Source organism: Acidobacteriota bacterium, assembly GCA_016716715.1.
In the GTDB taxonomy this organism is placed as follows: Bacteria; Acidobacteriota; Thermoanaerobaculia; order UBA5066; family UBA5066; genus Fen-183.
This window is the reverse complement of the sequence record JADJVE010000013.1, coordinates 1-12,773: the sequence shown is the minus strand read 5'-3', so window position 1 is coordinate 12,773 and position 12,773 is coordinate 1. Positions and strand designations below refer to the sequence as shown.

The window sequence follows — 12,773 nt, the reverse complement described above, 5'->3', positions numbered from 1 at the left end:
GGCCTGCTCCTGCGAGAATGAGAGGGACGAGGCGCTCACCTTTCGGGCGCTGGCCCCATCCGGAACCGAAACACCCTGACGGCTGCTCCGAGGTGTAGACGATGCAGAACACGGCGGTTCTCATCGCGTCGCTCGCGGTGGTTGGCCTGGGGATCTACCTGTTCCTCCTGCGCCGCCGGAAGCGTCAGTTCCGGGACACGCAGATCCTCAAGACCTCGATCGCGAAGGAGCTCCACCTCCCTCCCTCGCTGCACCCGGTCATCGACCCGAACACCTGCATCGGGAGCCTCTCGTGCATCAAGGTCTGCCCGGAAGGAGACATCCTGGGCATCGTCGACGGGAGGGCCGCCCTCGTCGTCGCGGCGAACTGCATCGGCCACTCACGGTGCGAGCTCGAGTGCCCCGTCGGCGCCATCCGGCTCGTGTTCGGCACGAGCGAGCGCGGGCTCGACCTTCCCGAGGTCGACGAGTTCTTCGAGACGAACCGCGCCGGCGTTCACATCGTCGGGGAGCTCGGCGGGATGGGCCTCATCAAGAACGCCGTGCGGCAGGGGCTGCAGGTGGGCCGCCATTTCAAGGGCATCGCCAGGCCACTGGTCGAAAAACAGGTCCACGCCACCATCGTCGGCGCCGGGCCGGCCGGGATCGCCACCGCGCTGGCGATGAAAGAGGCCGGCCTGTCCTTCGTCCTCGTGGACCAGGGCAGCTCCCTCGGCGGGACGATCGCCAACTACCCGCGGCAGAAGCTCGTGATGACGGAGACCGTCGATCTCCCCTTCTACGGGAAGTTCGGCAAGCCGCTGATCTCGAAAGAAGCCCTGATGGAGACGTTCGCCGAGGCGCTCAAGAAGGCGGCGATCAAGATCTACCACGGCGTCAAGGTCAGCGGGATCAACGGCGACGACGGGAACTTCGAGGTGCTGACCGAGAAGGGGAAGATCAAGTGCCAGAAGGTGGTTCTGGCCATCGGCCGCATGGGCACTCCCCGGAAGCTGGAGGTGCCCGGCGAGGATCTTCCCAAGGTGACCTACCTCCTCCTTCACCCCGAGCAGTACGCCGGGAAGAAGGTTCTCGTCGTCGGAGGAGGCGACTCGGCTCTCGAGATCGCCCAGATGGTGGCCGCGGAGAAGGGGACGGAGGTCAGCATCTCCTACCGCTCCCCCGCCTTCGGCAGGGCGAAGCAGCGCAACAAGGAGAACATCGAGAAGCTCATCGCGGACGGGCGCGTGAACGCTCTCATGAGCTCCAACGTCCTGTCCATCCATCCGGACAAGGTCGTGCTCGACGTCGCCGGGACGAAGACCGAGATCGCGAACGACTACGTCGTGATCAACGTCGGGGGCGTCCTCCCCACGGAATTCCTTCAGAGCCTCGGCGTTTCGATTCAGCGACATGTCGGGCAGGCCTTCGAGAAACCGAAGAAGAAGTCCGTCTCGACGACCTCCCGGGTCATCACCGACGAGACGACCGAGGAACGACAGCGCGTCCGGCTGGGGACGCTGCTGGCCCTCGCCGGCCTCGTCATCCTGGCGGGTCTGTGGTACGTCGGACGGAACTACTACTGGCTCCCCACCGCCCAGCGCGTGTATTCACCGCTGCACAAGGCCCTCAAGCCGGGGGGCGGGTGGGGGCACGGCATCGGCGTCGTCGCCACCGTCGTGATGCTCTCGAATTTCCTTCTTCCCCTGCGGAAGCACTGGCGCCGACTGAAGGGCAAGAAGTCGATCCGCCACTGGCTCACGTTCCATGTCTTCGTCGGCGTGATGAGCCCCCTCGTGATCCTCTTCCACTCGGCCTTTGGCTCGAACAACATGATCGCGACGCTCTGCTACAGCTCGCTGATCTGCGTGGTCTCGACAGGACTCGTGGGGCGTTTCCTTTTCGGGCTGGTTCCGATTGCGGGAGACCACTATCTCGAATTGACCGAGCTCCGGAGCCGCATGGAACAGCTCCGGGGAACCCTGAACCCGCTTCTCGAGAGAGTCCAAAGGCCGCAGGACATCCACTGGCTCCTCAGGAAAGCGACGTCAGATCCCGCCGAGGGGATGGGCTTCTTCCGGGCGCTCTTCACGTTTCCCTTGGACGTAATCCGTGTGAGGCTGTCCCTCGTCTCGTGCCGGTCTCATTTCGCGACGCGGGACGACTACCACGAGTTCAGCACGATGATCACGCGGCTCCTGAAATTGAAACGACAGGCTTCCGTGTTCCGCACGGCGAAAGCGGTGATGACCTACTGGCGCGGCTTCCACGTGGTGCTGGCCGTGTTTCTCGTGCTCGTGATCACCATCCACATCGCGACGGCCTGGTACCTCGGGTACCGGTGGGTCTTCTAGATCAGCTCCTTGTCGAAAACGGCGCTTGGATGAAGCGAGCCACGCGCTCCGACAGCAAGACTGGGGCGCCGACGAGCAAGATCGCCGCGACTACGCACCACGTAACGAACAGCACGTACCCCACCGTCGCGAGTTGAGCAAGGTCACCTCTCCCTCCACTCATCAACAGACAGACTCGCGTCACCCCAACCAAGACCCCAAGACCAACAAGGCCTCGAACCATCCAGATCGAGCGGTGGTGCGCCCCGACGAGAGGGAAACACGCCCAGGAACCAACCGTACCGGCGCCCCCGCCCCGCCTGCGCCACAGGCACAGACGAATGTCTCCCGGCCATCCGCGACGCCAGTATCCCCCCTTGGCTACGGCGTGGACTCAATGGCATAGATGAGCGTGAACCGGAACCTCCGGAGCACCTTCCTGCGAAGAACTCTCGATCGTCCCAGCGCAGGCCCGGCTTCCGGATACTCGAGGAGGAGATGAACGCCCGCCTGAACCTCGCCGGTGAAGTCGCTGGCAACCTGAGGATCCACCGCCTTGAGCCGATCGAGCTCGGCAAGAAACTCGTCCGCTGCCTCGGGATGGAACTCGTATCTACGAGCTGAGGCGGGCTCTGGCACTCGCGAAGACCTGCTCGCCGGGGATGCCGTTTACCCTGCCCTCACGCATGTCGGCGAGGCGGCGCTCGGACTCCTCGACCCACGCGGCCTCCCATTCGGCCTCGCCGAGGCTCTCGACGGTTTCGTCGAGGCTGGCGATGATCCGGTGCGCGACTCTGGCCCTCGTCTTGGGGTCGAGCGCGAGCACGGCGGCGAGGATTTCGTCCGTGGACATGCGCGAATTGTATGCCCCGGCCGGGTCCCCGAGAAGGGTCCTCAGCTCCGCATCGCAGCCACAGCTTCCGCGATGCGCCCGCCGATCGCGAGGGAAGCGGTCGCCGCGGGTGACGGGGCGTTCAGGACGTGGACGATGCGGCCGTGCGGCGCGAGGACGAAGTCGTCTTCGAGCGTTCCGTCGCGCCGCAGCGCCTGCGCGCGCACTCCCGCTCCCCCGGGGACGAGGTCCTCGCTCCGGATGCCGGGCATGAGCTTCTGCAGCGCCTTCACGAACGCCGGCTTCCAGAACGAGCGGTAGAGCTCCCCCGTCGCCATGCCGCCGTACTTCACGAGAAGCTTCCAGACGCCCGGGTTCGCCGCCTCCTCGAGCGCGTCGAAGAGGTTGAACGACGTCTTCGTGTAGCCCTCGCGCGCGAGCGCGGGGACGGCGTTCGGGCCGGCCTCGGCCCCGCCGCCCACGAGCCGCGTGAAGTGGACGCCGAGGAACGGGAAGCGCGGGTCGGGCACGGGATAGAGGAGCCCCTTCACGAGGCCCTCGCGCCCCGGCGCGAGCTTGTAGTACTCGCCGCGGAACGGGACGATCTTCACGCCGGCGTCCACGCCGTCGAGCCGCGCGACGCGGTCGGCCTGGAGGCCCGCGCACGCGACGGCGTGCCTCGCGGCCACGTGCTCGCCGCCCGCGACGATCCGGACCTCGGAGCTGTTCGACGCGAGCGTCGTGACCTTCGCGCGGAAGCGCACGTCGACGCCCTTCTTCGTGAGTTCGGCGGCCAGCGTCCGCGCGACGACTCCGTAGTTCGTGATGCCCGTCGGAGGCACGTGGAGGGCCTTGATCCCCGCCGCGTTCGGCTCGATCTTTCTAAGCTCCTCGGGGCCGAGCTCTCTCAGCCCCGCGACGCCGTTCTCGCGGCCGCGGCGCGCGAGCTCGTCGAGGCGAGGCAGCTCTTCGTCGGACGTCGCGACGACGAGCTTGCCGCAGATCTCGTGCGGGACGCCGTACGTCCGGCAGAAGTCGAGAAGCAGGCGCCCGCCCTCGACGCACGTCTTCGCCTTTTCGGAGCCGGGCTTGTAGTACAGGCCCGAGTGGATGACGCCGCTGTTGTGGCCGGTCTGGTGGGCGCCGGCCTCGCCCTCCTTCTCGAGGAGGACGACGGAGAGCCGCGGGTCCTTCTCGAGCAGGCGCCATGCGGTCGCGAGGCCCACGATGCCGCCCCCGACGACCGCCACGTCGTACGTCTTCATGCCGTTCCCTTCAGCGCAGAAGCCCCCGCTCGTGGAACGAGACCCACCGGCCGCGCCCCACGATGACGTGGTCCTTCACCTCGATGCCGATCTCGCGTCCCGCCGCGAGGAAACGCTTCGTCGTCGCGAGGTCCTCCGGCGAAGGCTCGGGATCTCCCGAGGGATGGTTGTGGTACAGGATGACGCCGGCCGCGCCGGCGAGGATCGCCTGACGGAAGAGCGGCGCGGGCGCGACGGCGGCGTGCGTGAGCGTCCCGCGGAAGAGCGCCGCGTCCCTCACGAGCCGGTTCTTCGCGTCGAGCAGGAGGCCGCCCATGACTTCCTGCGTTTCGCTCGCGAGGCGCTCCATGAGGTAACGCCCCACGGTTGCAGGGTCCGAAAGAAGATTCTTCTTCGAAAGTGAATCGAGCGAAAGCCTCCGCCCGATCTCGAGGGCCGCCTCGATTCGGGTGGCCTTCGCGGGGCCAACACCCGAGGCGAGTTTCTCGAGGTCGCGCGCGCCGCGCGCGAAGAGACCCGGAAACCCACCGTCCTTCAAGAGGTCGCGCGCCGTCTCGAGGACGGGCCTCGCGGCCGTACCCGTGCCGAGGAGAATCGCCAGAAGCTCTTCGTCGTCCAGAGCCTCTGGACCCTTTCTAAGCATCTTCTCCCTGGGTCTTTCTTCTTTCGGTCTCTCCGCGAGGCGCCCGCCTCGCGGCCCTCGGCCGGTGCTCACGCGGTTCCCCGCTCCAGCGCGTCCGCCAGCACCGGCAGCACCGCCGACGCGTTCGCGCGCAAGCAGCCGTCGGCGCTTGACGCGAGCGGCGTCATCATGGGGTTGATCTCGAAAACCTTCGCCCCGCCGCGCGCCGCGATCGTCGCGAGCGAGGACGCGGGCGCAACGACGGAGGACGTGCCGACGACGAGGAAGACGGCGCTGTCGCTCGCGGCCTCGGCCGCGGCCTCGAAGGCTCCCTCGGGCAGCATCTCGCCGAACCAGACGACGTCGGGCCTGAGGAGGCCTCCGCACGCGCAGCGCGGAGGAATCTCCGGGAACGGCGCGTCGGGCCCGGTCTCGTTCGCGCCGCAGCCCGTGCAGCGCGTCTTCAGGATGGTGCCGTGCAGCTCGATGAGGTTGCGGCTGCCGGCCGCGCGGTGGAGGCCGTCCACGTTCTGCGTCACGAGCGTCATCCTCGGAATGACGTTCTCCATGCGCGCAAGCGCGACGTGGCCCGCGTTCGGCCGCGCCTCGCGCAGCTTCGCGCGCCTCCATTCGTAGAACCGCCAGACCTCCTTCGGGTTCGCCGCGAACGCCTCCGGCGTCGTGAGCTCCACCGCTCGCCGGCCCTCCCACATCCCGTCGGGTCCGCGGAACGTGGGGAGGCCGCTCTCGGCGGAGACGCCCGCGCCGGTCAGCACCGCGAGCGGCCGGCCCGCAAGCAGGTCGGGGACGAGCGCCGCGAGGCCGCCGAGACCCTCGCTGCTCACGGTGCGTCCCCGGGAGCGATTCGGTCGAGGCCGCGCGAGTGAAAGTCTGCGGGAATCGCGAAGAGCGCGTCGTCGGATGCGGCGCCCTTCCTGACGACGAGGTTCGAGATCCGTCGCGTGATCGTCTGGCGCGCCTCGGCCGGCCTCGGCGGCGGCTCCGTTCCCGACGGCATGCCCGCCTGTTCGGACACGACCTTCGATGTCACGTCGAGCGCGGCCGAAACCGGCAGGCCCGGAAGCTTCGCAAGCTCCGCGTCCAGCGCCTCGGCGGCCTCGGCGCGGGCTGGGACGAGGCGTGAGAGCCCGTCGAAGAGGGACCGCGCGGCGGGCTCGTCGACGGTTTCGATGACGCCCTTGATCTCCGTCGTCACGCGGGCGATGCGCCCGGTCGTCGTCAGGACGAGCGTCCACCGAGCCTCGAGGAGATATTTCCACGTGGGACGGCCTTCGAGGACGCGCCCCTTCCCATCGGGCGCGAGGCGGACGGAGACGTCGCGGAGTGTTGCCGCCGCGCTGCCTTCCGTCGCGGGCCGCCCGCGGAAGAGCGCCGTGAAGTCGTCCGCGGTCGCCGACGCCGCGAGGCGCTCCTTCGGGTCGAGGAGCGTCACGAGCGCCCCGTCTGCGATCGCCACCGAAGCGCTCGAGCGCGGGAACGACCCGTGCGGGAGCTCCCATCGGGCGCGCCCTCCCGCGACCTTCACGGAGCCCGCGGTGCCGCTCGTGCGGTCGCCGGCCGGCGTGACGGCGCGCGTGGACTCGACGACGTCGTAGGAGGCGAGGACGGGCCTCTCCGGAGGGGCCGCGGGCGCGGCGCCGAAGAGGAGGACGGCGGCGAGGACGAGGCCGGCCGGCACGAGTCGATCATCGCACGCGGGCCAAGGTGGACGGCGGGGCGCGCGGACGGCGAGAATGCGCGCGTGGAACCCGCCGCCGACGCCATGGCGCGCCCCCTGCGCGACGGCGTCCTCCGGACCGTCCGGCTCGTGGGAGAGCCCGAGGCGATGGACTGGGTCGCGCGCACGCTGGCCGGCTCGGGTCTCCTCGTCGAGAGGCACGACGAGAAGGACGTCCACGACCCGAAGTTCTTCCACCACTGGCCCGTCGTCTGGGTCACGCGCCCGGACGCGTTCGGGCGCGGCTTCGCGCTCGCGCGCCCGCCGCTCCTCGACGTCGCGAAGGCGCCGCCGCCCTGCCTCGTCGTCGTGCCGCCCGGCGTCGAGATCACGGACCCGCTCGTGCGCCGCATCCCGCTCGAGTCGTTCGAGGTCGTGCGCGAGCGCGACGAGGGCCCGCTCCTCGCGATGCGCCTCGAGCGCCTGCTGCTGCTGCACCGGCGGCGCTCGGCGAGCGAGGAGAACGCGTTCAAGGAGCGCCTGCGCGTCGAGGCGAAGCGCAACGAGATCCTCGCCTCCATCGCGCTCGCCGCGCGCGACTCGCTCGACCTCGAGGAGATCCTCGACGCGGCGACCGAGCTTCTCGGCACGCGCTTCAACGCGAACTCCGTCGAGATCTGGTTCCTGAACGACGACGGCGAGTCCTGCACCGTCCTCATGGACTGGCGGCCCGGCGACGTCCCGACGTCGTTCGTCGGATACGAACGGCCGCTGCCCGAGAGCGAGCCGTTCCGCGCCCTCGTGACCTCGACGGACCCGTACGTCGTCGCCGACCGCGGCGAGCTGGCCCAGACCGATCCGCTCGCGGCGGAAGCGCTCGAGGCGCTCGGGGCCGAGAGCTTCCTCGGCATCCCGATCCACCGCGAGGGCGAGGCGATCGGCGTCCTCGGGATGTCGTGGGAGGCGCCGCGCGCGTTCCCGCAGGACGAGCTCGTCTTCTTCGGCCGCGTCGCGGATCAGCTCGCGCTCGCGATCCGCGCCGCGCGGCTCTACGGAAACCTCCAGAGCCAGGTCGAGGAGCTCGCTCTCGAGCAGCGCCGGCGCGCGCTCGCCGACCGCGACCGCTCGCGGCTGACGGCGATGCTCGTGCACGACATGAAGAACCCGCTCTCCGCGCTCTCGGCCGCGCTCGAGCTCACGCGCGACAAGGAGCGCCGCGGCGGCGACGAGCGCCTCGCGAAGCTGCTCGACGGCTCGCTCGCCTCGGCGCGCGGCCTGCAGGGGCTCATCGAGGACGCTCTCCTCGTCTACCGCTCCGGGGACGCGCCGGATCCCGAGCGGCGGCCTGCGTCGGTGGCCGAGGCGCTCGCGCTTCCCCTCGAGGAGGCGCGGTGGATGGCCGTCCCGCGCGGCGTCGCCGTGGCGGTCGACGTCCCGTCTGATCTGCCGCACGTGCGGCTCGACACGAAGATGTTCCGGCGCGCGGCGGCGAACCTCCTCGGGAACGCCGTGAAGTTCAGCCCCAAGGGCGGCACCGTCCGCATCGCGGCGCGTGTCGTCGACGAGGACGGCAAGGCGTTCCTGAGGCTCGACGTCGCGGACGAGGGCCCGGGCTTTCCCCCGGCGGAGAAGTCGCGGATCGCGACGCCTTACATCAGGTTCCAGGGCTCCGAAACCGTTCCCGGCACGGGTCTCGGCCTCACCGTCGTTCAGAAGGTCCTGCAGGCGCACCGCGGGCGGCTGGACGTCGCGAACAACGACGGCCCCGGCGCGACGTTCACGCTCTGGATTCCGGCTTAGGCGATGGGACCTCGATCCCTCAGCGGTCCCGCGGCTGCGCCGATGCGGCGAGCCGCCGCTCGAGGTCCGCAATCCGCTTCTCGAGCCTCTGGATCTCGTTCAGAAGAATCGCCGGCAGCTCGTGGTACATCACGGTCTCGATCTCGCCGTCCTTGCTGCGCGCGACGAGCTCCGGCATAACCGCGTCGACCTCCTCGGCGATGAGGCCGTACTGCTTGGGGCCGTCCGGCCCGTGGGCCTTGTAACGGAACGTCACCGGGCGAAGCTGCATCAGGTTTGCGCTGCGCCCACGTTCGAATTTGCGCTCCCGACCGTGAGCGTGATGTTGCCCGCGTTCTCTCCGAGAAATACGTTCCCGCTGCCCCCAAAACCGTGAAGAAATCGATTCGTCCCGCCAGCGAGAAAAATGCCGCCACCAAAAAACGAGTTGCCAAAGATCAAAGCCTGGTTGAGTGTGACGGTATGGGCGGAGAAGTCGCCACCTCCACTACGCGAAACGATCGTGCCCCCTAAGGCCGTGTCCGTCGCGTTCGACGTCAGACCTCGTCAGCGGACGCCGACGTCGGCGAGGCGGAAATACCGTTTGTCCCCAGGGCGATGCTCGTGACGCCGGGAGCCGCGATCGTGATCGTGCCTGCATTGTGGATGACCTTGACGGTCCCGCCGCCCTGCAGCGTCGGGTCTCCGGTCAGTGCATTCAGACTGCTGACGGGCTCAGGAACGGTCGCCGTACCCCGTTCGTGTCGAGGACGACGTGACCGCCCGAGACGCCGCGCCATCGAGATCCCGCCGTCCCGCTCAGGAGGACCGTCCGGCGATGACGTCGTTCCCAAGGTAGTCAGTGTCGAGACGGGGAAACGTCCCGCCCTGAGGATAAAGCGTCAGAAAGCCCGGGCCGGTCGGGTCGACCGTGGCGTTGAGCGAGACTCGCCTGGCTCGCGCGGGGACGCCGCAAACGCCGGTCAGCGTGTAACTACGCCAGTGGCCGGCGGCAGGGGACCGCCCGTGAGCGGCGCATTCCCTTGCGGGTGTCGACGAGCCGGCACGGGGCAGCGCCATGAACGGCAAAAGGGCCCGAGACGAGCGCCCGGCGCCCTGCGGCTCGGGGACGGGCGGCCCGTCCAGAGGGGGCGCGCGCCATCTCGGGAGGCGGCGAGGCATCTCGGCAGCCGAGGGCGTGAGCGCAAAAAGAACGGACTGGATCAGAGCCGACTCCCCGAGCCCGGGCCGGTGAAGGCACGCCCTTCGAGATCATGGGGCCTCCACTTCGATGGACGCTCGAAGATAGGTGCCGTGAGCCCCGTCCGGCCTCGGGCTCCCAAGAATCGACGTCCGGCCGCCCGCTCAGTCGAACTCGCGCTTCGGCGCCGGCTGCGCGATCCCGACGCGGCCGGCGGCGACGTCGGCGACGAAGTAGTTCTCGCCTTTCATCTTCGCCCCCGACATCCGGCGCAGCATCGCGAGCTGCCCCGTGTGCGTGAGGGCGTCCGCGACGGGACCCTGGAAGATCTTCGGCGCGGGCTGGGCGAGCGGTGCGCCTCCGGCGAGCCGCGCGTCGAAGCGCTCGAGCGCCGCGAAGAAGCGCGCGACCTCGCCCTCCCACGGGAGCGGCACGGCGTCGTGCCAGACGGCCTTCCCGTCCGCCATGGTGAGCGCCCAGTCGAAGAGGTCGCCCATGTGCGCGAGGATCTCGACCGCCGTCTTCCCGCCCTCGCCCGCCCGGAAGCCGCCGAACGCCGGCGGCGCGTCGCGCAGGACCTTGCCCCCGTGTGGCGGAGCATCGGGAGATCGGCGTCGGGCGCGCTCATCCGGCCACCTTCACGACGATCTTTCCGAGGCCACTGGACGACTGCATCCGCTCGTAGGCCTTACGGCCGTCGGCGAGCGGGATGACGGAGTCGACGATCGGGGACGATTCGGCCCGCCGAGACGGCGGCGAGGAGCGCCGCGAACTCGGCGTCCGTCCCCATGGTCGAGCCGAGGATCGAGAGCTGCTTCCAGAAGATGTGGCGGATCTCCTCCTCGGGGTTCGGGCCCGAGGTCGCGCCGGGCGTCACGATGCGCCCGCCCTTCGCCGCCGCGACGAGCGAGTGCTTCCACGTGGCCGCGCCGACGGAGTCGACGACGACGTCGACGCCGCGCTTCTTCGTCAGCTCGCGCACGCGCTTTCCAATGTCGTCTTTCGAGTCGAGGACGTCGTCGGCGCCCATCCCCTTCGCGCGGGCGCGCTTCTCCTCCGACGAAGACGTGACGATCACGCGCGAGGCCCCGCAGAGCTTCGCGATCTGGAGCGCGAACGTGGAGACGCCGCCGCCGATCCCGTGGATGAGGACCGTCTCCCCGGGCCTCAGCGCCGCGCGCGTCACGAGGAGGCGCCACGCGGTGAGCGCGGCGAGCGGAAACGCCGCCGCCTGCTCGTCCGTGAGTCCGGCCGGCGCCGGGTAGACGTTCGCGGCCGGCACCGCGACGAGCTCGGCGAACGTGCCCGGAATGTGTTCGCCGAGGATCCGGAAGGAGATGCACAGGCTCTGCTGGCCGGCCCGGCAGAATTCGCACGCGCCGCACGAGAGCCCGGGCTGGATCACGACGCGCGTGCCGGGCGCGGGGCCCTTCACGCCGGCGCCAAGCGCCTCGACCACGCCGCAGCCGTCCGCACCCGGGACGTGCGGGAGGGCGATCGGGACGCCCGGGATTCCGGCAAGCACGAAGAGGTCGAGCCGGTTCAGGGCGGCGGCGCGGACGCGCACGAGGATCTCGTCGGGACCGGCCGCGGGATCGGGCCGGTCGCCGAACTGGAGCACGTCGAGGCCGCCGTGCGCGGCGAGGTAGAGAGCCTTCATCGATGCCTCCGGAGCGGAGGTTACCGCCCGGCGGGTATCATGCCCGCCGACGGCGCCTCGCGCGCCCGGAAGGAGCCGCATGCGGGCCTGGGAAATCAGACAGAAGAGAGCACAGAAAAGGGCGCGCGAGCTCGCCGCAAGGAAAAGAACAAGAACGCCAAGGAAACCTCCACGTTCCGTCTCGTCGTCGCGGGCCGCGAGCCCGCCGTCGTGGAGTCCGTCATCGTGAAGAACCCGGACGAATCCGTCCTCGAGGCCACGTTCGACGAGATCGGGGACGGGCATGACGCTCATCGTCGAGGGGCGAGCGCGGGCTCATCCAGCGAGCCGCCGTCGAGGAAAAAGGTCGAGATCACGGAGCCTGGAGCTGGTCCGCGAGGTACGGGTCCGGATCCTCTAGGTGTCGCGGCTAAACAGGTTGTTCACTCTGGACACCGGTGGTTTACCTCCGAGTGAGGAATGCTGACGATGGAAATTGTAGTAGTGAAGCCATCGCGGCAGAGCGCGACGGCGCTTTGCTGAGGAAGAGTAAGAGCGTCGGTAGGCCCATTCCCTGAGCATCGTCTGGATGAAGCGCTCGGCCTTGCCGTTGGTGCGAGGGCGGTAAGGGCGAGTGAAGCCGTGACGGATGGAGGCCTGGGCGAGGACCTCGTTGAATGGTCGTGAGGTGAAGACCCGGCCGTTGTCGGTGAGGAGGCGTCTGGGCTGGATACCGGAGGCGCGGTACCAGGCGATGGCACGCTCGAGGAAACCCGTGGCCGTGGCCATGTTCTCGGCCTTGAGCGCCTCGACGTAGCTCAGGCGCGAGTGGTCGTCGATGCACACGAAGAAGTGCTCGTAGCCGACCCCGCGCTTCTTCTTCCTGCGGTCCCCGTGAATGCGGTGGCCCGGGCCTCCGACGATGCGGGCCAGCTTCTTGATGTCGATGTGCAGCAGGTCGCCGGGATGTGCGTGCTCGTATCGATTCGGCGGCTCGGGCGGCTCAAGTGAGCGAAGGCGCCCCACGCCGGCCTGTCGAAGAATCCGGCTCACCGTAGCCCGCGGCAGGCCGATTGTCTCGGCGATCTCGCGCCCGACAAGACGCTTCTGGCGCAGCTCGAGCACCCTTTTTCGAAGAACCTCCGAAGTACGCATGGGTGAGCTGCGTGGCCGGCTCGTGCGGTCCGGTAGCCCTGCCAGCCCCTCTTCTCGATAGCGCCTGAGCCACTTGGCCACGCTCCGAACGCTCAGGCCAAGGGCTTCCGCCGCCTCACGGCGGCTCCAGCCCTCGGCCTGCACTCTCTGGACGATTAGCTCTCGACTTCGGGGGTTCGTCTTTGCTCTGCTATGAGCGTTCATCCGGGTCTCTCCGATGGGGTCCTGCTGCTTCGCACCAACAGCATTCCACCGGTTAACCCGGGTGAACAACCTCCTGAGTCTTTACA

General features: G+C 69.0%; 10 protein-coding genes and 1 pseudogene. 2 read left to right on the top strand and 9 right to left on the bottom strand.

The window, feature by feature from the left end:
* The first annotated feature begins 101 nt into the window (after positions 1-101).
* The gene (locus IPL89_16775; GenBank protein MBK9064820.1) at positions 102-2,333 is read left to right on the top strand and encodes an NAD(P)-binding domain-containing protein; all 2,232 of its coding nucleotides are present in this window, start codon (positions 102-104) and stop codon (positions 2,331-2,333) included.
* A gap of 360 nt (positions 2,334-2,693) precedes the next feature.
* On the opposite strand, the gene IPL89_16770 is transcribed toward IPL89_16775, so the two are convergent.
* The 5 genes from IPL89_16770 to IPL89_16750 form a co-directional block, all read right to left on the bottom strand.
* Positions 2,694-2,951 carry a type II toxin-antitoxin system RelE/ParE family toxin gene (locus IPL89_16770; protein ID MBK9064819.1) on the bottom strand — a complete coding sequence of 86 codons (258 nt, stop codon included), beginning with the start codon at positions 2,949-2,951 and terminating at the stop codon, positions 2,694-2,696.
* Positions 2,926-3,165, bottom strand: a complete 240-nt coding sequence (locus IPL89_16765) for an addiction module protein (protein ID MBK9064818.1) — start codon at positions 3,163-3,165, stop codon at positions 2,926-2,928. The genes IPL89_16770 and IPL89_16765 overlap by 26 nt, the downstream gene beginning before the upstream one ends.
* 41 nt (positions 3,166-3,206) lie before the next feature.
* Positions 3,207-4,409 (bottom strand): L-2-hydroxyglutarate oxidase, encoded by a 1,203-nt coding sequence (gene lhgO, locus IPL89_16760; GenBank protein ID MBK9064817.1) that lies wholly within the window; start codon positions 4,407-4,409, stop codon positions 3,207-3,209.
* Between the two features lie 10 nt (positions 4,410-4,419).
* The gene (gene radC / locus IPL89_16755; GenBank protein ID MBK9064816.1) at positions 4,420-5,052 is read right to left on the bottom strand and encodes a DNA repair protein RadC; all 633 of its coding nucleotides are present in this window, start codon (positions 5,050-5,052) and stop codon (positions 4,420-4,422) included.
* A 68-nt stretch (positions 5,053-5,120) separates the two neighbouring features.
* The gene (locus IPL89_16750; GenBank protein ID MBK9064815.1) at positions 5,121-6,551 is read right to left on the bottom strand and encodes an NAD-dependent deacylase; all 1,431 of its coding nucleotides are present in this window, start codon (positions 6,549-6,551) and stop codon (positions 5,121-5,123) included.
* A 242-nt stretch (positions 6,552-6,793) separates the two neighbouring features.
* On the opposite strand from IPL89_16750, the gene IPL89_16745 reads away from it, so the two are divergent.
* The gene (locus IPL89_16745; protein MBK9064814.1) at positions 6,794-8,509 is read left to right on the top strand and encodes a GAF domain-containing protein; all 1,716 of its coding nucleotides are present in this window, start codon (positions 6,794-6,796) and stop codon (positions 8,507-8,509) included.
* Positions 8,510-8,528: 19 nt separating this feature from the next.
* Here the strand turns inward: IPL89_16745 and IPL89_16740 are convergent, their stop codons facing one another.
* From IPL89_16740 to IPL89_16725, 4 genes and pseudogenes are all read right to left on the bottom strand, one after another.
* The gene (locus tag IPL89_16740; GenBank protein ID MBK9064813.1) at positions 8,529-8,780 is read right to left on the bottom strand and encodes a tail fiber domain-containing protein; all 252 of its coding nucleotides are present in this window, start codon (positions 8,778-8,780) and stop codon (positions 8,529-8,531) included.
* Positions 8,781-9,853: 1,073 nt separating this feature from the next.
* On the bottom strand, positions 9,854-10,186 hold the full coding sequence (locus IPL89_16735; protein MBK9064812.1) for a hypothetical protein: 333 nt from the start codon (positions 10,184-10,186) through the stop codon (positions 9,854-9,856).
* Positions 10,187-10,313: 127 nt separating this feature from the next.
* Positions 10,314-11,349 (bottom strand): annotated as a pseudogene (locus tag IPL89_16730) (zinc-binding dehydrogenase).
* Between the two features lie 396 nt (positions 11,350-11,745).
* On the bottom strand, positions 11,746-12,687 hold the full coding sequence (locus IPL89_16725; GenBank protein MBK9064811.1) for an IS481 family transposase: 942 nt from the start codon (positions 12,685-12,687) through the stop codon (positions 11,746-11,748).
* Between the last annotated feature and the right edge of the window lie 86 nt (positions 12,688-12,773).

Excerpts from the sequence above, each read along its gene's own strand:
- radC (MBK9064816.1), bottom strand. The coding sequence starts at position 5,052 with ATGCTTAGAAAGGGTCCAGAGGCTCTGGACGACGAAGAGCTTCTGGCG.
- IPL89_16775 (MBK9064820.1), top strand. The coding sequence starts at position 102 with ATGCAGAACACGGCGGTTCTCATCGCGTCGCTCGCGGTGGTTGGCCTG.
- IPL89_16725 (MBK9064811.1), bottom strand. The coding sequence starts at position 12,687 with ATGAACGCTCATAGCAGAGCAAAGACGAACCCCCGAAGTCGAGAGCTA.
- IPL89_16765 (MBK9064818.1), bottom strand. The coding sequence starts at position 3,165 with ATGTCCACGGACGAAATCCTCGCCGCCGTGCTCGCGCTCGACCCCAAG.
- lhgO (MBK9064817.1), bottom strand. The coding sequence starts at position 4,409 with ATGAAGACGTACGACGTGGCGGTCGTCGGGGGCGGCATCGTGGGCCTC.
- IPL89_16740 (MBK9064813.1), bottom strand. The coding sequence starts at position 8,780 with ATGCAGCTTCGCCCGGTGACGTTCCGTTACAAGGCCCACGGGCCGGAC.
- IPL89_16750 (MBK9064815.1), bottom strand. The coding sequence starts at position 6,551 with ATGGGAGCTCCCGCACGGGTCGTTCCCGCGCTCGAGCGCTTCGGTGGC.
- IPL89_16735 (MBK9064812.1), bottom strand. The coding sequence starts at position 10,186 with ATGGGCGACCTCTTCGACTGGGCGCTCACCATGGCGGACGGGAAGGCC.